The 25,293-nt window shown below is 74.5% G+C and carries 24 protein-coding genes and 2 riboswitches; of the genes, 16 read left to right on the top strand and 8 right to left on the bottom strand.

Features of this window, described 5'->3' with window-relative positions; translation table 11 throughout:
• Positions 1-12: 12 nt before the first annotated feature.
• From AB0I72_RS05115 to AB0I72_RS05100, 4 genes are all read right to left on the bottom strand, one after another.
• Positions 13-480: a nitroreductase/quinone reductase family protein gene (locus AB0I72_RS05115; RefSeq protein ID WP_358563167.1), complete on the bottom strand. Its 468-nt coding sequence runs from the start codon at positions 478-480 to the stop codon at positions 13-15.
• Between the two features lie 81 nt (positions 481-561).
• Positions 562-1,755 carry an acyl-CoA dehydrogenase family protein gene (locus tag AB0I72_RS05110; protein WP_358563166.1) on the bottom strand — a complete coding sequence of 398 codons (1,194 nt, stop codon included), beginning with the start codon at positions 1,753-1,755 and terminating at the stop codon, positions 562-564.
• Between the two features lie 53 nt (positions 1,756-1,808).
• On the bottom strand, positions 1,809-3,056 hold the full coding sequence (locus tag AB0I72_RS05105; RefSeq protein WP_358563164.1) for a CoA transferase: 1,248 nt from the start codon (positions 3,054-3,056) through the stop codon (positions 1,809-1,811).
• Positions 3,057-3,064: 8 nt separating this feature from the next.
• On the bottom strand, positions 3,065-3,448 hold the full coding sequence (locus AB0I72_RS05100; protein ID WP_358563739.1) for a DUF3870 domain-containing protein: 384 nt from the start codon (positions 3,446-3,448) through the stop codon (positions 3,065-3,067).
• Between the two features lie 213 nt (positions 3,449-3,661).
• A riboswitch (SAM riboswitch) is annotated at positions 3,662-3,776 on the top strand.
• 58 nt (positions 3,777-3,834) lie between these two features.
• On the opposite strand from AB0I72_RS05100, the gene AB0I72_RS05095 reads away from it, so the two are divergent.
• From AB0I72_RS05095 to AB0I72_RS05085, 3 genes are all read left to right on the top strand, one after another.
• Positions 3,835-5,172 (top strand): aminotransferase class V-fold PLP-dependent enzyme, encoded by a 1,338-nt coding sequence (locus AB0I72_RS05095; protein ID WP_358563162.1) that lies wholly within the window; start codon positions 3,835-3,837, stop codon positions 5,170-5,172.
• A 207-nt stretch (positions 5,173-5,379) separates the two neighbouring features.
• Positions 5,380-6,090 (top strand): SAM-dependent methyltransferase, encoded by a 711-nt coding sequence (locus AB0I72_RS05090; protein WP_358563160.1) that lies wholly within the window; start codon positions 5,380-5,382, stop codon positions 6,088-6,090.
• The gene (locus AB0I72_RS05085; RefSeq protein WP_358563158.1) at positions 6,081-6,623 is read left to right on the top strand and encodes a DinB family protein; all 543 of its coding nucleotides are present in this window, start codon (positions 6,081-6,083) and stop codon (positions 6,621-6,623) included. Before AB0I72_RS05090 ends, AB0I72_RS05085 begins: the two co-directional genes overlap by 10 nt.
• Positions 6,624-6,662: 39 nt before the next feature.
• Here AB0I72_RS05085 and AB0I72_RS05080 read toward each other — a convergent pair whose 3' ends face one another.
• Complete coding sequence (locus AB0I72_RS05080) at positions 6,663-8,732, bottom strand: primosomal protein N' (RefSeq protein WP_358563156.1); 2,070 nt, start codon at positions 8,730-8,732, stop codon at positions 6,663-6,665.
• 166 nt (positions 8,733-8,898) lie between these two features.
• On the opposite strand from AB0I72_RS05080, the gene fmt reads away from it, so the two are divergent.
• The 10 genes from fmt to AB0I72_RS05030 all read left to right on the top strand — a co-directional run bounded on the left by fmt (position 8,899) and on the right by AB0I72_RS05030 (position 18,729).
• Positions 8,899-9,834, top strand: coding sequence for a methionyl-tRNA formyltransferase (gene fmt / locus AB0I72_RS05075; protein ID WP_358563154.1), 936 nt, complete (start codon positions 8,899-8,901; stop codon positions 9,832-9,834).
• A gap of 85 nt (positions 9,835-9,919) precedes the next feature.
• A complete protein-coding gene (locus AB0I72_RS05070) occupies positions 9,920-11,386 on the top strand; it encodes a transcription antitermination factor NusB (RefSeq protein ID WP_358563152.1) in 1,467 nt (488 codons plus the stop codon).
• A gap of 46 nt (positions 11,387-11,432) precedes the next feature.
• Positions 11,433-12,104 carry a ribulose-phosphate 3-epimerase gene (gene rpe / locus AB0I72_RS05065; protein ID WP_358563150.1) on the top strand — a complete coding sequence of 224 codons (672 nt, stop codon included), beginning with the start codon at positions 11,433-11,435 and terminating at the stop codon, positions 12,102-12,104.
• A gap of 177 nt (positions 12,105-12,281) precedes the next feature.
• Positions 12,282-13,334, top strand: coding sequence for a phosphatase PAP2 family protein (locus AB0I72_RS05060; RefSeq protein WP_358563148.1), 1,053 nt, complete (start codon positions 12,282-12,284; stop codon positions 13,332-13,334).
• Positions 13,335-13,403: 69 nt separating this feature from the next.
• A riboswitch (FMN riboswitch) is annotated at positions 13,404-13,534 on the top strand.
• 110 nt (positions 13,535-13,644) lie between these two features.
• Positions 13,645-14,277 (top strand): riboflavin synthase, encoded by a 633-nt coding sequence (locus AB0I72_RS05055; protein ID WP_358563737.1) that lies wholly within the window; start codon positions 13,645-13,647, stop codon positions 14,275-14,277.
• Between the two features lie 80 nt (positions 14,278-14,357).
• Complete coding sequence (locus AB0I72_RS05050; RefSeq protein ID WP_358563146.1) at positions 14,358-15,650, top strand: bifunctional 3,4-dihydroxy-2-butanone-4-phosphate synthase/GTP cyclohydrolase II; 1,293 nt, start codon at positions 14,358-14,360, stop codon at positions 15,648-15,650.
• Between the two features lie 88 nt (positions 15,651-15,738).
• The gene (ribH, locus tag AB0I72_RS05045; RefSeq protein ID WP_358563144.1) at positions 15,739-16,212 is read left to right on the top strand and encodes a 6,7-dimethyl-8-ribityllumazine synthase; all 474 of its coding nucleotides are present in this window, start codon (positions 15,739-15,741) and stop codon (positions 16,210-16,212) included.
• Positions 16,213-16,247: 35 nt separating this feature from the next.
• Entirely contained in the window at positions 16,248-16,709 is a 462-nt protein-coding gene (locus tag AB0I72_RS05040; protein ID WP_358563142.1) for a PH domain-containing protein, read from the top strand.
• A gap of 113 nt (positions 16,710-16,822) precedes the next feature.
• Entirely contained in the window at positions 16,823-17,983 is a 1,161-nt protein-coding gene (locus AB0I72_RS05035; protein ID WP_358563140.1) for an XdhC family protein, read from the top strand.
• 125 nt (positions 17,984-18,108) lie between these two features.
• A complete protein-coding gene (locus tag AB0I72_RS05030; RefSeq protein ID WP_358563138.1) occupies positions 18,109-18,729 on the top strand; it encodes a nucleotidyltransferase family protein in 621 nt (206 codons plus the stop codon).
• A gap of 98 nt (positions 18,730-18,827) precedes the next feature.
• On the opposite strand, the gene AB0I72_RS05025 is transcribed toward AB0I72_RS05030, so the two are convergent.
• The 3 genes from AB0I72_RS05025 to AB0I72_RS05015 all read right to left on the bottom strand — a co-directional run bounded on the left by AB0I72_RS05025 (position 18,828) and on the right by AB0I72_RS05015 (position 22,771).
• Positions 18,828-21,530 carry a protein kinase gene (locus AB0I72_RS05025; protein WP_358563735.1) on the bottom strand — a complete coding sequence of 901 codons (2,703 nt, stop codon included), beginning with the start codon at positions 21,528-21,530 and terminating at the stop codon, positions 18,828-18,830.
• 207 nt (positions 21,531-21,737) lie between these two features.
• On the bottom strand, positions 21,738-22,043 hold the full coding sequence (locus AB0I72_RS05020; RefSeq protein WP_358563136.1) for a DUF2470 domain-containing protein: 306 nt from the start codon (positions 22,041-22,043) through the stop codon (positions 21,738-21,740).
• 185 nt (positions 22,044-22,228) lie between these two features.
• Positions 22,229-22,771 carry a YceI family protein gene (locus AB0I72_RS05015; RefSeq protein WP_358563134.1) on the bottom strand — a complete coding sequence of 181 codons (543 nt, stop codon included), beginning with the start codon at positions 22,769-22,771 and terminating at the stop codon, positions 22,229-22,231.
• A gap of 134 nt (positions 22,772-22,905) precedes the next feature.
• Here AB0I72_RS05015 and AB0I72_RS05010 point away from each other — a divergent pair, with 134 nt between their 5' ends.
• The 3 genes from AB0I72_RS05010 (at position 22,906) to AB0I72_RS05000 (ending at position 25,283) form a co-directional block, all read left to right on the top strand.
• The gene (locus tag AB0I72_RS05010; protein WP_358563132.1) at positions 22,906-23,382 is read left to right on the top strand and encodes a MarR family transcriptional regulator; all 477 of its coding nucleotides are present in this window, start codon (positions 22,906-22,908) and stop codon (positions 23,380-23,382) included.
• A gap of 41 nt (positions 23,383-23,423) precedes the next feature.
• Positions 23,424-24,131 carry an SseB family protein gene (locus AB0I72_RS05005; RefSeq protein WP_358563130.1) on the top strand — a complete coding sequence of 236 codons (708 nt, stop codon included), beginning with the start codon at positions 23,424-23,426 and terminating at the stop codon, positions 24,129-24,131.
• Positions 24,132-24,203: 72 nt separating this feature from the next.
• On the top strand, positions 24,204-25,283 hold the full coding sequence (locus tag AB0I72_RS05000; RefSeq protein WP_358563128.1) for an A24 family peptidase: 1,080 nt from the start codon (positions 24,204-24,206) through the stop codon (positions 25,281-25,283).
• The last annotated feature ends 10 nt before the right edge of the window (positions 25,284-25,293 follow it).

Genomic DNA, 25,293 nt, shown 5'->3' with positions numbered 1-25,293 from the left:
GGGGCCGGGTCCTCAGATGCGGATCGTCGTCGACCGCACGATCTCGAACACCGGGTGGCGGTGGGCCTCGGCCGCGAAGTCCTCGTCCGGCGCCTCCGGCGGGGCCTCGAAGTACGGGCCCACGACGAACGCGCGCGGGTGGTCCAGGTACTCGCGGAGCACCGGGGCCGCCTCCTCGGCGTCGAGCTCGCGCACGATGGCCAGCTCGATCCACCCGCCCTGCCGCAGGGTCGCGAACCCGTCCTTGCGCAGGTTGCGCACCCAGTCCACCGCCCCGTAGGGCGCGACCAGGTACCGGCCCCGGTCACTGTCCAGCACACTGACCGGGGTGGTCCGCAGGAATCCGGACGTGCGCCCGCGCGTCGTCAGCAGGTGCAGGTCGGGCGGGCACACCCCGTACTTGACGAAGCCACTGACGAAGGCGTTGGCGGTCCGCCGCACCCGCGTCATCTCGAACCGCTTCGTCGGCTCGTTCACCATCTTGCGCAACTCCCTCGGTCGGATGCTCCCTATTCTGGTGGTTCCGAGGGACCGCCGGCACCCGAGGCACCGCTTCGCGCGTCACCGGAACGCCGAGACACCCGTCACGGCCTGTCCGATGCTCAGCGCGTGGATCTCCTCGGTGCCCTCGTAGGTCGCCACCGTCTCCAGGTTCACCATGTGCCGCATCACCGGGTACTCCAGCGTGATGCCGTTGGCCCCGTGGATGGAGCGCGCGGCGCCGGCCACCCGCTGGGCCGCCGCCACGCACGAGAACTTGCCGAAGCTCACGTGGTTGTGGTGGCAGTTCCCCTCGTCCTTGAGGCGGCCGATCCGCAGCGCCGTCAGGTTGGCGTGGTTGACGTCCACGACCATGTCGGCGAGCTTGCGCTGGGTGAGCTGGAAACCGCCGATGGGGCGGCCGAACTGCTCGCGGGTGGTCGCGTACTCCAGCGCCGCCTCGTAGCAGGCGCGGGCGGCCCCGGCCGCGCCCCACACGATCCCGTAACGGGCCTCGTTCAGGCACGACAACGGCGACCCCAGACCCCCGGACCCGGGCAGCAGGGCGTCCGCGGGCAGCCGCACGTCCTCCAGCACCAGCTCGGAGGTGATCGAGGCGCGCAGGGACAGCTTCCTGTGGATGACGTTGGCGGTGAAACCGGGCGTGTCGGTGGGCACGAGGAACCCGCGGATGCCGTCGTCGGTGGCGGCCCAGACCACGGCCACGTCGGCGACCGAGCCGTTGGTGATCCACATCTTGGTGCCGTTCAGGACCCAGTCCGACCCGTCGCGTCGCGCGCGGGTGCGCATCGAGCCCGGGTCGGAGCCGGAGTCGGGCTCGGTCAGGCCGAAGCAGCCGATCGCGTCGCCCGCCGCCATCCGCGGCAGCCACGCGTTCTTCTGCTCCTCGGAGCCGAACGCGTGGATCGCCGTCATCGCGAGGGAGCCCTGGACGGACACGAAGCTGCGCAGCCCGGAGTCGACCGCCTCCAGCTCCCGGCAGGCCAGGCCGTAGGCGACGGCGCTGGAGCCCCCGCAGCCGTAGCCCTCCAGGTGCATGCCGAGCACGCCGAGGTCGCCGAAGGCCTTGGCCAGGCCCCGGGGGTCGGGCAGGGTGCCCGCCTCGAACCAGTCGGCGACATGGGGCAGGAGCTCGCGGGAGCCGAACGCGCGGACCGCGTCGCGGACGTCGCGTTCGGTGTCGGAGAGCGTGGCGTCCACCGCGAGGAAGTCGCGGGGGTCCGGGGCGGCGGGCTTGCGCCGGGTGTCGCTCATGGGTGTTCCCTTCGTGGTTCGGTGTGTCGGTCGGGGCGGTCGCGTCGCCCGGGTCAGGGCAGGTCGGGCTGTTGGACGGCGCCGCGCTTGATCATCGCGTCGATGCGGCCCCCGTCCAGGCCCAGCTCGGTGAGCAGGTCGCGGGAGTGCTGGCCGAGCAGGGGAGGGGCGGCCAGGGGGGTGGGCGTGCCCTCCATCCGGAACCCCGCGCGGACCAGTTCGAGCGGTCCGACGGTGGGGTGTTCCACGGTGCGCAGGACGTCGTCGCCGTGGGCGTCGGCGGTGCGCAGCGCGTCCAGCACCCCGCGCACCCGACCGGCCGGGACCCCGGCCGCCACGAGCACGTCCATCCAGTGGTCGGCGGGCCGGGAGCGCAGGGTGCGCGACAGTTCCGCCACCAGTTCCCCGCGGTGCTCCACGCGCCCGGGGTTGGTGGCGTAGCGCGGGTCACCGCCCAGGTCGGGCCGGTCCAGGGCGGCGCACAGGCGCTGGTACAGGGCGTCGTTGCCCGCCGCGACCACGATGTCGGCGTCGGCCGTCGGGAAGACCTGGTAGGGGACGATCGTCGTGTGCGCGTTGCCCATCCGCGCGGGCTCGGCCCCGGTGACCAGCGCCTGTTGGGTGAGGTTGACCAGGCCGGACAGGGTCGAGTTGATGAGCGAGGCGCTGACGTGCTCGCCCCGGCCCGTGGTCCGCGCGCGCATCAGGGCGCCCAGGACGCCCACGGCGGCGTTGAGGCCGGTGAGCACGTCGGTGAGCGCCACGCCCACCTTGCTCGCCGGGCCCTCCGCCGGGCCGGTGGCGGCCATCAGCCCGCTCTCGGCCTGCACGACGATGTCGAAACCGGGGCGCGTGGCGGGCTCGTGCTCGGGCCCGAACCCGCTGACCGAGCAGTACACGACCGCCGGGTTGCGGGCGCTGACGTCGGCGTATCCCAGGCCCAGGCGGTCGATGACCCCGGGGCGGAAGTTCTGGATCACCACGTCGGAGGAGGCGCACAGGTCCTGGACGGCGGCCAGGCCCTCGGGGTCCTTCAGGTCCACCGCGAGGCTGCGCTTGTTGCGGTTGACCGACAGGAAGTAGGCGGCCTCGCCCGGGGCGTCCTGGGCGGCCCCCGCCCAGGGCGGACCCCAGGCGCGGGTGTCGTCCCCGCGTCCGGGCTGCTCGACCTTGACCACCTCCGCGCCCATGTCGGCGAGGAGCATCGTGGCGTAGGGCCCGGCCAGGACCCGGGACAGGTCGGCCACGCGCACCCCGGCCAGGGGCGGGGGCGCGGCGGGTTCGGCGTGGGTGTCGGACACGGGGGCGCTCACTCCTCGGCGTCGGCGTGACCGGGCAGCTGGTCGCCGTCCCGCAGCTGGTGGTAGGTCTCCAGACAGCGGCGGAGCGCGGTGGTGAGGGCGGCGCCGGACTGGCCCGCGTACCGCGTCTGCACCCGCTGGACGATTTCGGCGATGTCCTCGGTCACCGAGGCGCCCTCGACGAGGGCACGGAAGAACTCCTTGGCCAGGTCGGTGAGGAGCGTGGTGTCCGCGGCGACGATCCGGTCGTCGGCGGTGTCCACGGCGAGCACGACGCCCAGCCGCTGGTACTGGGAATGGCTCGCCACCGTGTCGGGAAGACGGGCGTAGCCGGAGATCAGGACAACCCTGGGGTTGCGGAAAAGCTGCTGGATACGGTCGTCGCCGTGCAAAGCAACACACCTCTCGCTCGCGGGCATGCGAAAACTCCGATGCTCTGGAGTCTCGCGCCTGGAGGGCGGCCGGGAAAGCCGGACACCCGCGGCGTGAGGGCAGGCGGCTCCAGTATGTCCCAGGCCCGGCGGCGGGTGTCAAGCGGGGTGTGGGCGGGCGCACACCAGGGGGCCGGTGTACGCCCCGCCGGGGCTGTGCTACCTTTCTGGCCAGGTCACGAGTGCCAGCGTCAAGCCCCGGCTTGCTGGCCGGCAACCCTCCTTCCGCGGTGGGGTGCCCCGGGTGAGGACCAGGTCCCGACACGACCGTGTCTGACAAGCGCGGACCCCGGAGCTGATGCCGTGAGGCACCACGTGGGTCCCCCGACCCACGAATGAGGTGCATCTTGACCACGGTCCATCACATCCACTCCCTGCGCTCGCCCGAACCCGCCGAGTGCTCGATCGTCACCGCCGACGCCGGCGTCCCCCTCGTCACCGGCGGGCGCGTCGACTACGCGAACTTCGACTACGCGGCCAGCGCCCCGTGTCTGACCTCGGTCGCCGAGGCCCTGTCGGACGCCCTGCCCCACTACGCCAGCGTGCACCGCGGCGCGGGCCACCACTCCCAGGTGAGCACCGACGCCTACGAGCGCGCCCGCCGCAGTGTCGCCCGCTTCCTGGGCGCGCGCACCGAGCCCGCCGACGCCGTGGTGTTCGTGCGCGGCACCACCGACGCCCTCAACCTCCTGGCGCGCGCCGTCCCCGAGGGCTGCACCGTGGTCGTCTTCGAGTCCGAGCACCACGCGAGCCTGCTGCCCTGGGAGCACCCCGCCTCCCGCGCGGGCCGGGTGGTGCGCCTCCCCCTGCCGGAGTCCCCCGAGGCCGCCGTCGCCGCCGCGCGGCGGGCCCTGAGCGAGGCCCCCGCCGGTCCGACCCTGCTGTGCGTCACCGCCGCCTCCAACGTCACCGGCGAGATCTGGCCGGTCGAGGACCTGGTCCGCGTGGCCCACGCCGAGGGAGCGCGCGTGGTGGTCGACGCCGCCCAGTACGTGCCGCACCTGCCGTTCAGCCTCGCGGCCACCGGCGCGGACTACGTCGCCCTGTCCGGACACAAGCTCTACGCCCCCTTCGGCTCCGGTGTGCTGGCCGGGCGTTCCGACTGGCTGCGCGCGGCCACCCCCTACCTGTCCGGCGGCGGGGCCACCCGCCTGGTCACCGAACACGACGTCCAGTGGAACGACCTGCCCGCGCGGCACGAGGCGGGCAGCCCCAACGTCCTGGGCGCCGTCGCCCTGGCCGCGGCCTGCGACACCTTCACCCCCGCCACCCAGGAACTGCTGCACATCCGCGAGTCCGCCCTGCTGGAGCGGCTGCGCGCGGGACTGGCCGGGATCGACGGGGTTCGCGAGCTGTCCCTGTGGGGGAGCGACCACACCCGCGTGGGCATCGTGTCCTTCACCGTGGACGGCCTGCCCGCCGAGCTGTTGGCCGCCGCCCTGTCCGCGGAGTACGGGATCGGCGTGCGCGACGGGCTGTTCTGCGCGCACCCCCTGACCCGCCACCTGCTGCCCGAGGGGCACGCGCAGGCGGTGCGGGCGAGCCTGGGCGTGGGCACCACGACCGAGCACGTCGACCGGCTCGTCGGGGCGGTCGCCGCGCTGGTCGAGCACGGCCCCCGGTGGGAGTACGCCGACTGCGACGGACGGCTGGCGCCGGTCCCGGACCCGCGCAACGTGCTCTGAGACGGCACGGCACACGGGCCTCCCGCCACGGATTCCGCCGTGATACCGCCCAGACGGAGAACCGGGGCACGAATCACCCGACCCTGTGCGACGGATCACGTTCCCGGGGGTAGCATCGGGCCCTGACGGTAGGGCGCGATACGTACGATCCCGATCGGATCCGCGCGCCGTGCCTCCCACGAGCGGACCGGCTGGGGGAGCGTGATCGTGACGGACGTCCGAGGATCGAAGGCAGGCCCGCTCACGGCCGCGTCCCAGCGGCCGGACCCCGTGCCGGTCCCCGGACGGCGGTCCCGCGTCGTCGGCCTCGGCCGTCGGGCGGACGCCCGGCTCCCCGACCCCCGCCACGCCGAACAGCTCCGCCTGCACGAGCGCTTCCTGGGCCGCGTCGTCGACTACCTGTGCGCCGACGCCGGTGTGGACCAGTTCGTCGACTGGGGGTGCGCGGTGCCCGGCACCGGCGCACGCGTCCGGGAGCGCAGGCCCGACGCCGCCGTCGTGCACGTCGCGCCGCACGGCACGGCGGGGGTGCTCCCCGCCTCCGACACCGCGGTCCTCTCCGGCGACGGCGCCGACCCCGCCACGCTCCTGTACCGGCTGCGCGCCTCCGGTCTGGTCGACCTCGACCAGCCGTTCGCCGTCCTGCTGACCCGTCCCCTCGCCCCCGACACGCCACCCACGTGGATCGGCGACCTGCACTCCCTGATGCGCGGCGGCGGGTTCCTCTGCCTCGCCTCCACCGCCCCCCACGCGGCCGTGCGGGACGCGTTCGCCCCGTTCCGGCCCGTGGAACCGGGCGTCGCGGACATCACCTGGTGGCCCTACCCGGACGAGGACGTGTCCGCCCGGGGCAGCGGGATCCGGGGCGGACTGGGTCGGGCGGCGGCACGCACGGGGAGGCCGGGCCCGTGGCGGTGAACTGGACCGGGGAGACGCTGGCGCAGCTCCAGTTCTACTGGGAGTACTCCCTGTGGCCGAGGTTGGACGGCCTCACCGACGCGGAGTACCTGTGGGAACCCGTCCCCGGTTGCTGGACCGTGCGGCGGAGGCCGGACGGGCGGTACGCGCCCGACGGCGCCCTCCCCGAACCCGACCCGCCGCCGGTGACCACCCTCGCCTGGCGGCTCGGCCACATCGTCGTGGACGTGCTGGAGACGCGGGTCGACTGGCACTTCGGCGGCCGGACGGCCACCCGGGAGACGATCGACTGGCCCAGCGGGGCCGAGGACGCCCGCGCCCGGCTGCACGCGGCCTACCACGCCTGGTGCGCGCACGTCCGGGAACTCGACGACGAGGCGATGTCCGCGCCCGTCGGCGCGGCCGAGGCGCCCCAGTGGGCGGAGTTCCCGATGGTGGCGCTGGTCCTGCACCTGAACCGGGAGATCGTCCACCACGGGGCGGAGATCGCCCTGCTCCGTGACCTGTACCGGGCCGGGTACGGGAGGGGCTGAGGGGCCGGGGCCACGCCCGGCGCCGTCCTCGGCGGGAGGTCAGACCACGTGCAGCGGGTCCACCCTGACCTGGGCCAGGTGCTCGTCGCGGCGCGCGCTGCGGGCGGAGGCGGCCACCTTCAGGGCTCTGGCCAGCGCGCCGACACCGCCCCGGGGCACCCGGAGCAGGGCGCGTTCGGTCGCGGCGGCGTCGCCGGAGGTCTCCTCCCGGGGCGAGGCCACCGGGACCGGTCCGAGCAGTTCGGTCCCCTCGGGCAGGTCCAGCTGGTCGAGCAGTTCGCGCACGTGCTCGGGGGCGCCGGTGACCGAGGCCATCGTGACCGCCGGGGGGAACCCGAGTTCGCGCCGGTCGGCCAGCTCGCGTGCGGCGAACCCGGCCGGGTCCCAGCGCACCAGGGACTGCACGACGGGCAGGGCGGCGTCGGCCGACACCACCACCGTGCCGCCCGGCCGGACCAGGGCCGAGGCGTTCAGCCAGCGGCGCAGCGCCTCCTCCCCCGCCCGCAGGTCCATCCGGTTGAGCAGTGCCCAGCCGTCCAGCAGCACGGCCGCCGCGTACCCGTTCTCGGCCGTGGGTTCGGCGCCGGGGGTGGCCACGACGATCGACGGCCGGTCCGCGACCGCGGACAGCACCTCGTCCCTGCCGGACGTGCGCACGGTCAACGAGGGGAAGGCCCTGCCCAGCTCCTCGGCCGTACGCCGGGCGCCCACCACGACCGCGCGCACCCGCGTCACACCGCACTCCGGGCACGCCCACTGCCCGGCCACCCGGCCGCACCAGCCGCACGAGGGCATGGCGTGCGAGCCGTGCACGGCCAGCGGACCCCGGCACGCGTCGCACCGCGCGGGCTCGCGGCACCCGGCGCAGGCCAGCGCGTTGAGGTACCCCCGTCGCGGCACCTGGAAGAGCACCGGTCCGGTCTGGGCCGCGTCCCGGGCCACGCGCAGGGACAGGCTCGGCATGCGCGCCGACCGCGCCGCCTCGTCGCGGGCCAGCTCGCGGTCGTCCCCCGCCGCGCGCACGACCGGAGCCCGTCGGCGCAGGGTGGCCCGGTCCGCCGCCAGCGGCAGCGCCCACCCCGACTCGACCAGGAGCTGGGCGTCGGTGGTGCGCGTGTGCCCGCCGATGAGCGCCCCGGCGTCGGCGCGGTGCGCGCGCATCGCCAGGACCGTGCGCGCGTGCGGGTAGGGCGCGTGCGGTTCGGCGTGGAGGTCGTCGCCGTCGTCCCACAGCACCACCAGGCCGAGGTCGCGCACGGGGGCGAAGACCGCCGCCCGGGTGCCCACGACGATCCGGACCCGGCCGCGCAGGACCGCGAGCCACCGCCGGTAGCGCTTGGCGGGTCCGAGGTCGGCGGTGAGCGCCACGTGGCGTCCCTCGCCCAGACGCCGGGTCAACGCCGCGTCCACCGCCTCGACGTCCCGGCCGTCGGGCACGACGATGACCGTGCCGCGCCCCGCGGCCAGCGCCGCCCCCGCCGCGACCGCCACGGCGTCCGCCCAGTCGGCACCGGGCAGGGCGCTCCAGACGGCGCGCGCGGCGCGACCCTCGCGCAGCGCCCGGAGGAAGACGGGCCCCTCGGGGTAGTCGGCCCACGGGCCGGGGCCGGTGTCCTCGTCCCCGGCCGTCCCGGCGTCCTCGTCGGTGGTCTCCTCCCGCTCCACACGCGCGTGGCGCGGTGGCACGGCCAGGCGGAGGACGTCGCTCAGCGTGCCCGCGTAGCGGTCGGCGACGGCGCGGGCCAGACCGAGGATCTCCGGGGTCAGGACGGGCTCGGGGGAGACCACCGACTCCAGGTAGGCCAGGCGGCCGGAGAACTCGGAGGTCTCGACCCGCTCGGCGAGGAACCCGCCGAGCTGGCGGTTGTTGAAACGGACCCGCACCCGGCAGCCGGGCACGGCCGCCTCGTCCATGTCGGCGGGCACCCGGTAGTCGAAGTAGCGGTCCAGGTGGGGGAGGGGGGTGTCCACGACCACGCGCGCGACGGGGAGACGGTCGGCGGGCTCGCGCTTGGCCGCTCGGCGCGCCCTCGCCGGGGCTGCCTTGGGCGGGTCCTGTTCGGGAAGATCGAAGAGGACCCCGTCGGGCGGGCCGGGCTGAGCTGTCATCACCCACTGGTCTACCAGAAGCCGCGGACACCGCCCGTGGTCCGCGGCGCCGGGCGGCCCCTACGACTGGTAGAACTGGGACGCGTACGGACCGTGCGCGTGGGCGTCACGCGATCCGGGCGCCCGGGGGCACGGGGCGGCCCGGAGCAGTGGAGGGGACCCGACCATGAAGCTCGTCTTTGCTGGAACGCCGGAGGTGGCGGTGCCGTCCCTGCGGGCGCTGATCGACTCCGACCACGAGGTCGCCGCGGTCGTCACCCGCCCCGACGCGCGCTCCGGGCGCGGGCGGAGGATGTCCGCGAGCCCGGTCGCCGAGCTGGCCGCGAGCGAGGGGATCGAGGTGCTCAAGCCGGAGAAGGCGGGCGACCCCGCCTTCCTGGAACGGCTCACCGAGATCGCGCCGGACTGCTGCCCGGTGGTGGCCTACGGCGCCCTGCTGCCCCAGCGGGCCCTGGACGTCCCCAAACACGGCTGGGTGAACCTGCACTTCTCGCTGCTGCCCGCCTGGCGCGGCGCGGCCCCGGTCCAGCACGCCGTCCTGCACGGCGACGACGTCACGGGCGCATCGACCTTCCGGATCGTCAAGGAGCTGGACGCCGGTCCGGTCTTCGGCACCCTCACCGAGACCGTGCGTCCCACCGACACCAGCGGCGAACTCCTCGACCGCCTGTCCGTCTCCGGCGCCGAACTGCTGGTCCGCACCATCGACGGCATCGCCAGCGGCGAACTCATCGCGGTGCCGCAGGAGGCCGACGGGGTCTCCTACGCGTCCAAGCTCAACCCCGAGGACGCCGAGCTCGACTTCACGGACCCCGCCCAGCGCGTGGACCGCGTCGCGCGCGCGTGCACGCCCGCGCCCGGCGCGTGGACCACCTTCCGCGGCACCCGGCTCAAGGTGGGCCCGGTCACGCCCCTGCCCGACGCCGACACCCCCGCCCTCGACCCGGGGCAGGTGCACGCCGACAAGCGCCGCGTGGTCGTGGGGACCAGCACCAACCCGGTCCTGCTGGGCGAGGTGCGGCCCCAGGGCAAGCGCGCGATGGCGGCGGTGGACTGGGCCCGTGGCGTGCGTCCCACCGAAGATGACCGCCTGGGCCGCTGAGCTGCCGTAGTCTCGTCCTGGCGAGCGGGCCCCGTCGGCCCGCTCCGGCCAGACCCCGTCCCCGGTTCGTTGAGGCAGAACACCGTTGAGCGAGCAGTCCCGATCCCCGTACCGCCGACCCCGACGCGGCAGGAAACCCGCGCAGGGCGCAGGCCGGGACGCCTCCGGACCGCCCAAGCCCCGTGACCCGGCCCGCCGCGTCGCCTACGACGTCCTGCTCGCCGTCGAGCAGCGCGACGCCTACGCCAACCTGCTGCTGCCCGCCCAGCTCACCGACCGGGGCATCAGCGGCCGCGACGCGGCCCTGGCCACGGAGCTGACCTACGGCACCCTCCGCCACCAGGGCACCTACGACGCGATCCTGGAGGCGTGCGTCGACCGCACGCTGGCCTCCGTGGACCGCGAGGCGCTGCCCCTGCTTCGCCTGGGAGCCCACCAGCTGCTGTCGACGAAGATCCCCTCGCACGCGGCCGTGAGCGCCACCGTCGACCTGGCCCGCAAGGTGGTGGGGCACCACCGCGCCCGGTTCGTCAACGCCGTCCTGCGCAAGGTCTCCGCGCGCGACCTGGGGGCGTGGACGGAGGTCGTCGCCCCCGACCGCGACACCGACCCCAGCGGGTACCTGTCCGTCGTGCACAGCCACCCGCGCTGGGTGGTCAAGGAGCTGGCCCGCGCGCTCGGGGAGCGGTCCGCCACCGGACTGGTCGAGACCGAGCGCCTGCTCGTCGCGCACAACGAGCGCCCCCGCGTCACGCTCGTCGCCAAGCCCGGCCGGTCCACGGTCGCCGACCTGGTCGCTGCGGGCGCGCAGGAGGCGCGCTACTCGCCGTTCGCCGCCTACCTGCCCGAGGGCGACCCCGCGGCCATCCGCGAGGTGCGCCAGCACCGGGCCGCCGTGCAGGACGAGGCCAGCCAGTTGGTCGCGCTGGCGCTGACCCGGGTGGACGCCCGCGGCGACGACTCCCTGTGGCTGGACATGTGCGCGGGCCCCGGCGGGAAGGCCGGTCTGCTGGCGTCCCTGGCCGGACAGCGTGAGGCGCGCCTGCTGGCGTCGGAGGTGCAGCCCGCCCGCGCCGGGCTGGTGGCCACGGCGGTCCGCCGCGCCCCGCGCGACGCCGGTCGGGTCGTGGTCGCCGACGGCACCGCCCCCGCGTGGCGGCCGGGGGTCTTCGACCGGGTCCTGGTGGACGTGCCGTGCACGGGACTGGGGGCGCTGCGCCGCCGCCCGGAGTCGCGCTGGCGGCGCACCCCGGAGTCGGTGACCGCCCTGGCCCCGCTCCAGCACGACCTGCTGGTCAGCGCGGTCGAGTCCGTGCGCCCCGGGGGAGTGGTCGCGTACGTGACGTGCTCGCCGCACCTGGACGAGACCGACGGGATCGTGCGCCGCGTGCTCGACGAGCGCGACGACCTCACCCTGCTGCGCGCCGCCGACTACCTCGACGGGATCCCCGACCTGGCGGCGGGCCCCGAGGGGCGGTACGTCCAGTTCTGGCCGCACGTCCACGGAACCGACGCCATGTTCCTGGCGCTCCTGCGCAGGACCGACGCGTGACGGCGGCGGGGGCTCTCAGCCGAGGACCGCTGGCTACACTTCGGGTGTGGCAATCCAGATCTCACCCAGCATCCTCAGCGCCGACTTCGCCCGCCTCGCGGACGAGGCGGCCGCCGTGTCCCCCTCCGCCGACTGGCTCCACGTCGACGTCATGGACAACCACTTCGTGCCCAACCTGACGCTCGGCCTGCCGATCGTGGAGTCCCTGCTCAAGGCGGCCTCCACGCCGCTGGACTGCCACCTGATGATCGAGGACCCCGACCGCTGGGCCCCCGCCTACGCCGAGGCGGGCGCGGGCAGCGTCACCATCCACGCCAAGGCCGCGAACGCTCCCGTGCGCACCCTGCGCGAGATCCGCCGCCTCGGCGCCCGCGCCGGGCTGGCCCTCAACCCCGCCGAGCCGGTCGAGCCCTACGAGGACCTCATCGGCGAGATGGACATGCTCCTGCTCATGACGGTCGAACCCGGCTTCGGCGGCCAGCGGTTCCTCGACATCGTCCTGCCCAAGATCCGCAAGGCCCGCGAGCTCCTCGACAACCGCCAGTCCTCCGTCTGGCTCCAGGTCGACGGCGGTGTCAGCGCCGAGACCATCGAGCGCGCCGCCGAGGCCGGGGCCGACGTGTTCGTCGCCGGTTCGGCCGTCTACGGCGCCCAGGACCCGGCCGCGGCCGTCGACACCCTGCGCTCCCTGGCCGCCAAGGCCAGCCCGCTCGCATAACGATCCCGGCGCGCCGCCCGGGTGGCTCTGGTCACCCGGGCGGCGCCCGTTCTATGCTTCCCCACCGAAGTCATCGATTCCGCTTGGTCGCGGCTCCGTCTTCCCCTCGCGCCCGCGCGATCCGGGGGAGCGGCGCGGCGTGAGCGCGTTGCCAGGCGCGGACCCCTGGAGTGCGCGTTGACCGCTTGGACACCCGAGCACCTGGCCATGGACGCCCTGTGGGAGGCGGAGACCGCCCCCATCCTGTGGGTGCAGGGATGGGGCGACTGGCTGGCGTTCCCCCTCGGCCTCATCACCGAACTCGGCTCGCAGACGTTCGTCGTCCTCCTGCTCGCCCTGGTCTTCTGGTGCGTGCACGCGGGCACGGGCGCCCGCCTCTTCGTGGCCGTGGTCGGCTCCGGCGCGGTCAACTACCTGCTCAAGGCCGCGCTCTTCGGGGCGCGCCCCTCCTGGTTCAGCCCGAGCGTGACCGCGCACGCGGCCGAGTCCACCTTCGGCGTCCCCTCCGGGCACGCCCAGTCCTCCACCGTCCTGTGGGGCTACCTGGGCGTGCGCTCCGGCCGCCGCGGCTGGATCGCGGCGGCCGCCGTCCTGGTCGCGCTGATCTGCCTGTCCCGCGTCTACCTGGGCGTGCACTTCCTCAGCGACGTCCTCGCCGGACTCCTCGTCGGACTGGCCATCCTGTGGGCGGTCCTGCGCTGGGAGGACCGCGTCCTGGCCTGGTGGCGCGGCCTGTCCACCGCCGCCTGGGTCGGCTGCGCGCTGGCGGTCTCCGTCGTGCCCTGTCTGGCGGCGGCCCTGTGGCAGGGGCTCGCGCGCGCCGACTGGGTCGCGCCCGCCGACTGGACGGGCGCGGTTCCCGCCGACCCGGCGGGAGCCTCGCTGGCCGGGCTGGCCACGGCCTGCGGCGGCCTGCTCGGCGGGATCGTCGGGTTCACCGTGCTCCACGCGCGCGGGTGGTACCGCGCCGACGGCGCCCTCACCGCGCGCGCCGCCCGCTTCGTCCTGGGCGTCTCGGTCATCCTTGTGGTCCGTGTCCTCGACGACCTCCTCCTCGGCGGTCTGACCGGTCCCGCCGAGGCCGTCGCCGAGTTCGCCGTGTACGCCCTCATCGCCCTGTGGGCCTCCCTCGGCGCGCCCGAGATCTTCGTCCGCAGCGGCCTGGCCCGTCGTCCCGAACCCCTGCCGACCTCCCCGGACGGCGACGCCGACACCGAAGTGAACCCGTGAGTAGCCTCACACGGCCTAGGCTTCCCGCCCCATGACCGGGTAGTATCCGGGCAGTTAGACGACAGTCGAACGCGTGCTCCGGGGTCGGTGAAAGTCCGAACCGGCGGTGACAGTCCGCGACCCGGCCGAAGCCATCGGCCGGTTGAACCGGTGGAATTCCGGTACCGACGGTGAAAGTCCGGATGGAAGGCAGTACGCGTTGGGACGGGTCCGACCGCCGTGTCACACGTGCGCCGTCGGCCCCGACCGCCGTGGACCCGATCCACACCCCATGCCCCGGAGCGCCATGACGCGAAGGGAAGGCAAGGGCGTGTTCACCGGAATCGTGGAGGAACTCGGCGAGGTCGTGTCCATCGAACCCGCCGGTACCACGGGCGAGTCCCTTCTACTGACCGTGCGCGGACCGTTGGTCGGCTCCGACGCGGGCCACGGCGACTCCATCGCGGTCAACGGCGTGTGCCTGACCGTCGTCGGCCGGGGTGAGGGCACCTTCACCGCCGACGTCATGAAGGAGTCCCTCGACCGGTCCTCGCTGGGCGCGCTCGTCCCCGGCTCCCCGGTCAACCTCGAACGCGCCGCCCGCGTCGACGGCCGGCTCGGCGGCCACATCGTGCAGGGCCACGTCGACGGCACCGCGCGCCTGATCTCCCGCGCCCCCGGCGACAACTGGGACGTCCTGCGCTTCGACCTGCCCCGCGAGCTGTCCCCGTACGTGGTCGAGAAGGGGTCGATCACCGTGGACGGCACCAGCCTGACCGTGTCCGCCGTCAGCGCCCCGGGCGCCGCCGACGAGTACTTCGAGGTCAGCCTGATCCCCGAGACCCTGCGCGCCACCACCCTGGGCGCGCTCGCCGTCGGCGCCACCGTCAACGTCGAGGTGGACGTCGTCGCCAAGTACGTCGAGCGCATCGCCGCCGTCACCGCCGCCCGCGACCGCGGCTGACTCCCAGGGGCGGCCACCCGAGGGCGGGTCCGGGCCGCCACCCACCCAGCACACCACCCAGCCATCTTCAGGGAGCGGTAATGACCGTCACCGACACCACACCGGGCGCCACGGACGCCACCGGGCCTGCCTCGGTCCTCGACTCCATCGACGAGGCGATCGCCGACTTCGCCGCCGGCCGCGCCATCGTGGTCGTGGACGACGAGGACCGCGAGAACGAGGGCGACATCATCTTCGCCGCCGAACTCGCCACCCCCGAACTCCTGGCGTTCATGATCCGCCACACCTCCGGCGTGGTGTGCGTGCCCATGGAGGGCGGCGACCTGGACCGCCTCGACCTCCCCCTCATGACCGCCCGCAACGAGGAGAGCCTGCGCACCGCCTACACGGTGACCGTCGACGCCCGCGAGGGCGTCACCACCGGCATCTCCGCCGCCGACCGGGCGCACACCATCCGCCTGCTGGCCTCCACCGACAGCCGCCCCGTCGACTTCGTCCGCCCCGGCCACATCCTTCCGCTGCGCGCCCACCCGGGCGGCGTGCTGGCCCGCCGGGGGCACACCGAGGCCTCCACCGACTTCGCGCGCCTGGCCGGGCTCCGCCCCGCCGGGGTCCTGGCCGAGGTGGTCAACGACGACGGCACCATGGCGCGCCTGCCCCGCCTGCGCGCGTTCGCCGACGAGCACGGCCTGAAGCTGGTCTCGGTCGAGCAGCTGGCCGCCCACCGCGTCGCGCTCGGCCACGACCTCACCCCCGAGCAGGCCACCCCGCCGCTGGTCACCCGCATGGTGGAGACCCGCATGCCCAACCGGCACGGCGAGTGGCGGGCCATCGGGTTCAAGGGCACGGCCGACGGCGCCGAGCACGTCGCGCTCGTGTACGGCGACCTGACCGACGGCACGGACGTCCTGACCCGCCTGCACTCGGAGTGCCTGACCGGCGACGCCTTCGGCTCCCACCGCTGCGACTGCGGCGCCCAGCTGGACGCGGCCATGGCCGACATCGCCGAGGAGGGCCGCGGCGTCGTCGTCTACCTGGGCGGCCACGAGGGGCGCGGGATCGGGCTGCTGCACAAGCTGCGCGCCTACAGCCTCCAGGACGAGGGCGTGGACACCGTCGACGCCAACCTGCGCCTGGGCCTGCCCGCCGACGCGCGGGAGTTCGGCGCGGGCGCCCAGGTCCTCACCGACCTGGGGGTCTCCTCGGTGCGCCTGCTGTCCAACAACCCCGCCAAGGCCGAGGGCCTGGCGGCGCACGGCGTGCGCGTGGTGCGGCGGGTGGCCATGCCCTCGTTCGTGACCAGGGACAACATCACCTACCTGCGCACCAAGCGCGACCGGATGGGGCACGAGCTGGACGGTGTGGCCCAGTAGGATCCGATCCGCCGCCCCGTCAGCCGCCGCCGCGCCCCCGTGCGTCGGCACCGGCACCCCACCCGCATCAGAACACAGGGAGTAACACATGAGTGGTGAAGGTCGCCCCGACAGCCAGGGGGTCGACGCCTCGGGGATGTCGGTGGGCATCGTCGTCACCCGTTGGAACGCGCAGATCGTCGAGCCGATGCTGGCCCGGGCCCTGGACGTGGTCAAGGCCTCGGGCGCCGCCGAGCCGGTCGTGGTGCGGGTGGCGGGCGCGGTCGAGATCCCCGTGCTCGCCCAGGAGCTGGCCCGCAGGCACGACGCCGTCATCGCCCTGGGCGCGGTCATCCGCGGCGGCACCCCGCACTTCGACTACGTGTGCCAGTCGGTGACCCACGGGCTCACCGAGGTCGCGCTGCGCGAATCCACCCCCGTGGGTAACGGGGTGCTCACCTGTGACACCCTGGAGCAGGCACGCGACCGCGCGGGCCTGCCCGGTAGCGCCGAGGACAAGGGCGCGGAGGCGGCCTGGGCCGCCCTGGACGCGGCGGCGGCGCTGCGCGGACTACGGCGCTGAACCTGGAGCAGTCGGTGAGAACGAGGGAACGACCGGTGGACGAGACGGCGGGCGAGTCCGCGCTTCCGAGGACCTGGCGGCCGCGGGCGGTGCGGATCGTCGCCTACGGGATGGGGCTGCTGATCATGGCCACCATGATCGTGCTCACGGTCATCCTCCCCGACGACTGGCGGCCGCAGGACCGGGTGCTGCTGATCCTGCTGGGCGCGGCGATCGCCGCCGCCCTGCACCTGCTCGCCCGGCCCAGGCTCGTCGCCGCCGATACCAACGTGACGGTGGTCAACGGCATCCGCACCCACGTGCTGGCGTGGCCGGAGATCGTCGACATCCGCATGCCCGTCGGCGAGCCCTGGCCCTCGGTGGACCTGTCCGACGGCACCACCCTCGCGGTGATGGGCATCCAGAGCGCCGACGGGGAGCGGGCGCGCCGCGACCTGGAGGAGTTCCGCGCGATGCTGCACGAGCGCGGCGAGGCACCGGAACCCGGCGACTCGTAGACATCTACCAGGGGGGTCCCCGTTTCTTGGCGGAACGGGGACTCCCCTCCTGTTGCGTGGGGCACATACGTTGGTAGCGAAGGTCATGTGGGGGAACGCGGAAGGGGTACCGAGTGCGCGACATCCGAGCGGCCGTGGCCGATCTCCTCGCCTCTGGTGAGACGTTCGCACTGGCCACGGTGATCGACACCGACAAGAGCGCGCCGCGCGACCCCGGGGCCGCCATGGCCGTGGGCGACTCGGGCGAGGTCGTCGGCTCCATCTCCGGCGGCTGTGTGGAGGGCGCGGTCTACGAGGAGGCCCTGGAGGCCATCCGCACGGGCCAGCCGGTCCGCCGCACGTACGGGGTGAGCGACGAGGAGGCGTTCAGCGTCGGACTGACCTGCGGCGGAACGCTGCACGTGTTCGTCGAGCCGATCAGCCGCGCCGCCTTCCCGGAGCTGGAGTCGGTGCTCGCGGCCATCGACGGGCACCAGCCGGTCGCCGTCGCCACCGTCGTGGCCGACCCCTCCGACTCCGGCCGTCTGGGCCGCCGCCGGGTCGTGTGGCCCACGCACGCCGAGGGCGACCTGGGTCCGACCAGCGGCCGCCTCACCGACGCCCTCGACGACGACGTGCGCGGCATGCTCGCCCAGGGCAGCACGGGCCTCCTGCGCTACGGAGTGGACGGGCAGCGGCGCGGTGACGCGCTGGAGGTCTTCGTCCAGTCCTTCGCCCCGGCCCCGCGCATGCTGGTCTTCGGCGCGATCGACTTCGCCGCGGCCGTCGCCGACCTGGGCTCCTACCTCGGTTACCGGGTCACGGTGTGCGACGCGCGGCCGTTGTTCGCCACCTCCAAGCGCTTCCCCACCGCCGACGAGGTGGTCGTGAAGTGGCCGCACGTGTTCGTGGACGAGATCGCCGACCAGATCGACGAGCGCACGGTCGTGTGCGTGCTCACCCACGACCCCAAGTTCGACGTCCCCGTCATCAAGGCGGCGCTGGCCACCCGCGCGGGCTACATCGGCGCGATGGGTTCGCGGCGCACCCACCAGGACCGGCTGGAGCGTCTGCGCGAGGCCGGTGTGCGCGAGGAGGAGCTGGAGCGCCTGCACTCACCGATCGGACTGGACCTGGGCGCCAGGACCCCGGAGGAGACCGCCGTGTCCATCGCGGCCGAACTCGTCCAGACGCGGTGGGGCGGGAGCGGGCGCGCCCTGCGGGAGACGACCGGCCGCATCCACCGCGACACGCGCCCCCTCGTTCCGGCCGGATTCGGTCAGCCCCACAGGTGAACCGAATCCCGACCTCCCGTGAACTGCCTGGTCACGGAGGGGTCGGTGGCGTGTCCCCGGAAACCTCGCACTTCGACCGCCGCGCGTACGGCACGGATCGTCCGGCCGCGTGGCATCATCGCGTCATGGTGACTGGGGACACGGCGGACACGGGGAGCGAACGGACGGGCACGGTCGCGGGGCTGTTGTTGGCGGCGGGATCGGGGAGCAGACTCGGCCGTCCCAAGGCCCTGGTGGAGGTGGGCGGACAGCGCCTGGTCGACCGGGGTGTGCGCACTCTGGCCGAGGGCGGCTGCGCACCCGTTCTGGTGGTGCTGGGCGCCGCCGACACCTCCGTGCACGGCGCCCTCACGGTGCTCAACCCGGACTGGGCCAGCGGCATGGGCTCCTCGGTGCGGGTCGGCATCGACGCCCTGCCCGACACGGTGGACGCCGTCCTGGTCGCGTTGGCCGACCAGCCGCTGGTCACCGCCGAGGCGGTGCGCCGCCTGCTGCGCGTGTACGCCCAGGGCGCCCGAGCGGCCGTGGCCACCTACGGCGGCAACCCGCGCAACCCGGTGCTGCTCGGCCGCGAGCACTGGTCGACCGTGCACGCCATGGCCGTGCGCGACGTGGGAGCGCGCCCCTTCCTGCGCACCTACTCGCACCTGGTGACCAGCGTGGCCTGCGACGACATCGCCAGCCCCGAGGACATCGACACCGCCGAGGACCTTGAGCGGGTCCGGGACCTGATCGACCGGCCGTGACACGCGCGTGAACCCGGTCCTCGGCACGGTGACCCCAGGGGGTCGCCGTTCGGGCGAGGGGCGGGACGAAGCGAAGCGGGGCCCGAAGAGAACGCGGCCTAGCCCAGCAGCCCGTCCAGCGGGATGAACACCCCCGAGCCCAGCGCCACCAACCCCGTCGACAGCAGGACCAGGACCATGAGCAGGGAGCCCGCCACGGCCAACCGGAAGGCGGCCAGGCGGCGTCGGGCGCGGGAGGAATTGCGCTGGCTGGCCGCCGCCCGCCCCAGCAGCACCAGGACCACCGACAGCGCCACCGGCAGCCACCACGCGGTCTCCACGGGCTCTGGCAGGAGGCCGGTCACCGCGCCCGCCGCGCGCGACAGGCCGGCCAGGACGCCGTCGCGCGCCGAGTCCACCAGGCCCGAGTACGCGGAGGTGACGAACGCGCTCTCCGGATAGAAGCCCTCGTCCGGACGCAGGACCCGACCCAACCCGTCGACCAGGCCGAGCAGCGCGGCGGGGTAGGCGAACCGGCGGCACCGGCCCGCCCGCATCGCCCGCTGGATCTGGTTCATGGTCCGGTCGACGCGGCGCCTGGCCCGCTCCTGGGCACGGCGCGACCCCGGGGTCTCCTCCTCGCCGAGCGGAGCCGGGGCCCCGTACCCGTAGGGTCCCCCGACCAGCGGCTGGTCCGGCCGGGTCGGGGCGGTGGCCGCCTGGGAGCGCCGCCGACGGGCGCCCTCCCAACGCTCCTTGGCCCCGTCCCAGCGCTCCCGCGCCGCGCCGGACAGCGACGCCCACCGGTCCTGCCGCCGGGCCCGACCGTCGGCGCGTTCCCGTTCGGAGACCAGCCCTCCGACCCGGACCGCCTCCGGCAGCAGGAGCGCCGCGGTGACCAGGGCGGCGCGGGTGGCGACCGCGTCACCGCCCCTGCCGTCGCGCAGTGCGAGTCGGCGCTGCTCGACCCACCAGGGCGCGTGCGGAGCGGCGCTGCGCTCGGTCGGGTGCCACGACTGGCGGCGCAGCACGGAGCGGTGGGTCGAGGCGGAGTCGGCGTCCAGGACCAGCTCGACCGCCCGCGCCCACGCCGAGTCCACCTCGTGCGGCTCGGGCCGCCGGGGCGCGTCGGCGCCCGATCCGACCAGCCGCTCGACGGTCTCGACCACCTTGCGCATGACCAGCGGGACCTCGTGCTGCACCCGCTCCAGCAGGGCGCACCGGCCGGAGCCACCCGAACGGCAGGACGGATGCGGGCACCAGTGCTGGGCCGCCAGCCCCACGACGCCCGACGCGACCGCCTCGCGCACCACCGCGTGGCGGCTCGCCTCGCCGGTGGCCAGCGCCAGGAGTCCGTCCGCGCCGATCTCGTGGCCGCGGAACCGGGGCGGCATGCCCGGGACGTAGCGGGCCGCCAGCGCGCTGATCGCCACGTGCGCCAACCGGGGGTCGGCGTCCAGTCCGGTCAGGTACGAGCGGTCGAAGGTGTAGTCGTTGACCTCGCGGTCCAGCCAGCTGCGCAGTTCCGGCCAGTGCGTGCGCAGCCACATCGCGCCGGTGTCGGAGCGGTCGAGCAGGTCGAAGGCCAGGCTGGGCGGGTCCTCGTGGCTGGCCCCGGCGAAGGTGATCGGGCGGGTGCGGCCCGCCGTCCGGATCTGGGGCCGCTCCCCGGCCAGCCACTGGGCGACCTCGTCGTGGCCCCACCGGGCGGCGGGGGAGGGCGCGAGCAGACCGCGCGCGAGCAGGCGCCAGCGTTCGTCGGTGATCGCCGAGACGTCGATCTCGGTGTTGCGGGCGGTGAGCCAGTTGCCGCCGCGCTCGGGGCGGCGGCCGGTGACCAGCTCGTGGACCATGACGCCCAGGGACCACCAGGCGGCCGGGGCCTCGCGGCGGCCCTCGATCACCTCGGGGGCGGCGTAGTCCTCGGTGACCGCCAGGCCCCCGTACACGCGGCTCATCGTGGCGCGGACCGCGCCGCCGAAGTCGGTGAGGGCGACCACGGGCGGGTCGACGGAACGCAGGAGGAGGTTCTCGGGCTTGACGTCGGTGTGGTTGTGCTGGAGGTCGTTCTGCCAGTGGTGCAGGCAGTCGGCGACGGCGGACACCACCGCGCGGGCCCGCTCGTCGTCCAGCGGGGCCTCGTCCATGACCGTGCGCAGCGATCCCCGGGAGAAGTACTCCTGTGCCTCCCAGGCCAGGCTCTCGCCCCAGGAGCTGGACGCGGCGCCGTAGCCCTGGATGGCGGGGGTGTGCGGCGAGGCGGTGCCCCGGGCGCGCAGGCGGTCGAGGAGCTCGCGGTTGACGTCGTGCCCGGGCCGGTACACCTTGAGCGCGAGTCGGCGGCCGGGGGAGTCGGTGGGTTCGGCGAGGTAGACGACGGCCTCGCCGCCCGAGCCCAGGTGGCCGAGGATCCGGTAGCGGCGGCGCAGGTCGGTGGGGACGGCGTAGTCCAGGTCGCCCGCCGGTCCGACCACCACGCGGGAGACCACGCGGGTCAGCCAGTCCAGGACGGGGCCCAGGAGCGTCCGCCACCAGCCGCCGCCCCGGCCGTCGGGCGTCGCGCCGGTGGCGGCGCCGCGCGGCCGGGCGGTCCGGGGCTCCGGACCGCCCGTGCGGGCGCCGCCGGGCAGGACGCTGGTCCTGTCCGCGCCGGGGCCGACCACGCGGGTGGGCTCGTCGTCCTCAGCGCTGGCGGAGCCGGGCCGCAGCACACGCGTGACCCACCGCGTGGCGCCCGCGGCGGGTTCGGTCCGCGTGGTCGGCGCGGTGGGTTCGATCCTTCGGGTCGGCGCGTTCTCGTCACCGGGTTCGGGCGTGACCATCGAGGTCGGGGCCACCCTTCGGTCGCTGGTCGGGTGAGGTGTCCGGGGGATCGGCTGACCCTTCCACACTAGGCGCTGGGGCGCGCCGCGCGCGGTGGAGTCACCCGGGCCGCCGTTCACCTCCGTACCCCGTTGGACTCCCGGTGGCCCGTGGGAGTTCCGAGGTGTCGGGCACGGCACAGTCGGCCGTGGCCGGTAGCGGGAGCGTCAGTGGCCGCGCGGTGTGACGCCGAGCCGCTCGCAGGCCTCCTGGTACATGCGCACGACCTCGGCGCGGATCTGGGCGCGCTCGGTGAGCGGGTGCGACCAGGGGATGCGGACGGCGCGCTCGACGCCCTCCACCGTGACCGCGTAGTCGCCGCCGTCGCCGTCCAGACCGGTCATCCGGGCCGCCGTGGCCTCGGGGTGGCCGCCCAGGGCGCGGCAGATGACGAGGGTGTCCTCCGGGTGGTCGCCGTTCATGTGGGCGGTGACGGCGGTGACGACCTCGTCGGAGAAGGGGCTGGAGGGCACGTGGACTCCCATGGTCTGGTCGCGGACACGAGTGGGGGAGGGCGCCGCGCGCCCTCCCCCACCGACGATATCCGAGCCCCCGCCTTTTCGTGACAGTGTGTCGTCACCTTGGGCCGGGTGTCCGCCCCCGCTCCGGGCGATCAGGTGTCCGCCCACGTGGCCCGGCTCGGGGTCCCCCGGACTCCCTAGGCCTGCCGGGTGAACTCGGCGTCGATCTCGATCGCGATCTTGTCGCCGACGACCACGCCGCCGCCGTCCATCGGCAGCTCGATGTCCACGCCGAACCGCTTGCGGCTGATCGTGGTGGTGGCGGAGAACCCGGCGCGCTCCAGGCCGTAGGGGTCGAGCGTGGAGCCGTTGAACTCCAGCGCGAGCTCGACCGGGTGCGTGATCCCCTTGATCGTCAGGTCGCCCGTGAGGACGAACTCCTCGCCCCTGGCCTCCAGTCCGGTGGAGCGGAACGAGAACTCCGGGTGCGTCTCGACGTGGAAGAAGTCGGCGGACCGGACGTGGTTGTCGCGGTCGGCGTTGTCGGTGTTGATCGAGGCGGCGTCGATGGTCGCGACCACCGAGGACCGGGTCGGGTCCTCCGGGACGGTGAGCGTGGCGTCGAACTTCTCGAAGCGCCCGCGGACCTTGCTCACCATCATGTGGCGCACCGAGAACCCGACCACCGAGTGGGCGGGGTCGATGTTCCAGGTGCCTGCCTTGAGTTCCTGCGCTGCCATGGTCTGTCTCCCTCGCTGACGGGACCCGAGCGAGGCCCCTTTCGTTTGCTTGTAACAAGGTAGCGCAGAAGTATCTTCCTCGGAAGTAGAATGTGCGGACAGCCCTTCCCGGGCCGCGTCGATAGGATGGAGAGATGGAGAACGCCACCTGGCTCGACGACGAAGAACAGCGCGTCTGGCGCGGCTTCCTCAGAGCCAACGCGGCGCTCTACCACGAGCTGGAGAAGGACCTGCGCTCCCGCTGCGGGCTCTCCATCGTCGAGTACGGCATCCTCGTCCACCTCTCCGAGGCCGAGGGGCGGCGGCTGCGCATGCGCGTGCTCGCCGACAGCGTGATCGTCTCCAAGAGCCGCCTGTCCCACCAGGTCGCCCGCCTCGAACGCGACGGGTTCGTGCTCCGCGAACACTGCGACGACGACCGGCGCGGACTGTGGGCCGTCCTCACCGACGAGGGCGCCGCGCTCCTGGAGCGGGCCGCCCCCGGCCACGCCGCGTGCGTGCGCGCCCTCCTGTTCGACCGGTTGGACCGCACCCAGGTCGCCCGGCTCGGTGAGATCGTCGCCGCACTGGAGGGTGAGACCCGCGTGACCCCCGGACAGGCCTCCGACTGAGCCCCACCACCGCGCGTCGGCGCCCGGTAGAGTCGGGCCCTGTGAGCAGACCATCCATCATCGGCGCCCAGAACTTCCGCGACGACGACGGCGGCGCCGACCCCGAGGTCGAGGCCCGCCTGCGCGACCACGCGGCCGGCCGTGTCGGCGACCGCCAGGTCCTGTCCGCGCTCGCCGGTTCCCGGGTGCTCGTCCCCGTCGTCGCCGTGGCCACCGAGACGGAGACCGGCGCGGCCGGGCTCACCAAGGACAAGTCGAGCGAGGTCGCGGTCCCGATCATGACCGGCAAGGACGGCCGCCGCGGGGTGCTCGCCTTCACCTCGGTGGACGCGGTCCGACGCTGGCGCCCCGACGCCCGCCCCGTCCCGTTCACCACCCAGGACGCGTGCAAGGCCGCCGTGGAGGAGGGGGCCGACGCACTGGTCGTCGACGTCTCCGGGCCCCTGCCCTACACCGTTCAGGGGCGCTTCCTCGGTCTGCTCGCCGAGCACGGTCACGTTCCCGAACCCAAGGAGGACCCGCAGGTCCTCGCGCTCGTCTACCGCGTGACCCACGCCGAGTTCGGGATCGGGCGCGTGCGCGTGCACGACTCCGAGCGGGCCGAGCTCGGCATCCGCCTCGAACTCGACCAGCGCGACGACGAGGCCCTGCGCCGGGTGGCCGAACGGCTGCGGGCCGAGCTCGGCCACGTCCTGCCCGGGGGCATCGAACTCAGCGCCGTCGTGCGGGCCCGAAGGGACCGGGACTGACCGCGCCCGGGTCGTCCACAGCTCGTCGTCGGGCACTGTCGCCACGCGCGTTTCGACGGTAACTTTCCGACTATGACCACCCCCGCGCTGTCCTCGCTCCCACCCCACCTCTGGCTGGTCACCGCCGCCGTCGCGGTCCTGCTCGGGCTGTGCGGAGCGCTGGTCGGCCTGGTCACCGGACGCCTCGTGTACCTGTTCGGGGCCGCCCGCCCGAGCACGCCCGGCAGGCGTGCCGGAGCGCCGGAGCCATGCGGCTCCGGTCAGACGGAGGGCGGTGCCGTGGTGGACCGGACCACCGGTCAGGCGGAGGGCGCCGCCGCGTCGGCGAGGGCGGTGGGGCCCACCGACGGCGCGGTCGCCCAGGGCGAGGTGAGCGCCGGTGCCGCGGACGGGACCGCGGATCCCGCCCCCGGGCCCGTGCCGGACACGGTGGCCGACCCCGCCGACGACGACGAGGGACCGCCACCGCCGCGCTGTCCGCACTGCCGGGCCGAACTCCGCTTCGCCCGCGCCCTGCCCGCCGTGGCCGACCGCGGCTTCCGCCGGACCGGCCGCTGCCCGCACTGCGAACGGGTCGTGCGCCCCCACCCCGCGGTCGTCGCCGCCACCGCCGCGCTCTTCGCCCTCACCGGGGCGCTGGCCGTCCACCACCCCTCCTGGTTCCCGTTCGGCCACCTGGCCGTCCTGTGGCTGGTGGCCACCGGTGTGCCGCTGGCCGTCGTCGACATCAGGGTCATGCGGCTGCCCGACGACCTCCTCGCCCCCGCCTACCCGATGGCGGTCCTGCTCGTCACCGCCGCCGTCCTGGTCGCGCCGGGAGGGCCCGACCCCGGCGCGGCCGTGGACGCCCTCGCGGGCATGGCCCTGGTCACCGTGCTGTTCTGGCTGTTGTGGCGCGTCAACCCCAGGGGCCTGGGCTTCGGGGACGTCAAGATCTCCGGCCTGACCGGCCTGTACTGCGGGTGGGCCGCCGGACCGTTGGGCGCCCTGGTCGCGGTCTTCTGGGCCTTCACGGCGTTCAGCCTGGTCGTGGCGGCTCTCCTCGTGCTGCGCCGCGTCGCCCGGCGCGATCCGTTCCCGTTGGGGCCCTTCCTGGTCGCGGCCACGCTCGCCACCGTGCTGGCCGGACAGCCCCTGGTGTCCGGATGGTGATATCCGATGC

The organism is Nocardiopsis sp. NPDC049922, assembly GCF_040660275.1.
Lineage (GTDB): Bacteria > Actinomycetota > Actinomycetes > Streptosporangiales > Streptosporangiaceae > Nocardiopsis.
Note: the sequence above shows the minus strand (reverse complement) of the source record. Positions and strands in the feature narration are given on the sequence as shown.

Bases quoted from the DNA above. Each gene is read 5' to 3' on its own strand.
- AB0I72_RS05025 (WP_358563735.1), bottom strand. From the start codon at position 21,530: ATGGTCACGCCCGAACCCGGTGACGAGAACGCGCCGACCCGAAGGATC.
- AB0I72_RS05015 (WP_358563134.1), bottom strand. From the start codon at position 22,771: ATGGCAGCGCAGGAACTCAAGGCAGGCACCTGGAACATCGACCCCGCC.
- AB0I72_RS05050 (WP_358563146.1), top strand. From the start codon at position 14,358: ATGACCGTCACCGACACCACACCGGGCGCCACGGACGCCACCGGGCCT.
- AB0I72_RS05030 (WP_358563138.1), top strand. From the start codon at position 18,109: ATGGTGACTGGGGACACGGCGGACACGGGGAGCGAACGGACGGGCACG.
- AB0I72_RS05115 (WP_358563167.1), bottom strand. From the start codon at position 480: ATGGTGAACGAGCCGACGAAGCGGTTCGAGATGACGCGGGTGCGGCGG.
- ribH (WP_358563144.1), top strand. From the start codon at position 15,739: ATGAGTGGTGAAGGTCGCCCCGACAGCCAGGGGGTCGACGCCTCGGGG.
- AB0I72_RS05080 (WP_358563156.1), bottom strand. From the start codon at position 8,732: ATGACAGCTCAGCCCGGCCCGCCCGACGGGGTCCTCTTCGATCTTCCC.
- AB0I72_RS05010 (WP_358563132.1), top strand. From the start codon at position 22,906: ATGGAGAACGCCACCTGGCTCGACGACGAAGAACAGCGCGTCTGGCGC.
- AB0I72_RS05110 (WP_358563166.1), bottom strand. From the start codon at position 1,755: ATGAGCGACACCCGGCGCAAGCCCGCCGCCCCGGACCCCCGCGACTTC.
- fmt (WP_358563154.1), top strand. From the start codon at position 8,899: ATGAAGCTCGTCTTTGCTGGAACGCCGGAGGTGGCGGTGCCGTCCCTG.
- AB0I72_RS05000 (WP_358563128.1), top strand. From the start codon at position 24,204: ATGACCACCCCCGCGCTGTCCTCGCTCCCACCCCACCTCTGGCTGGTC.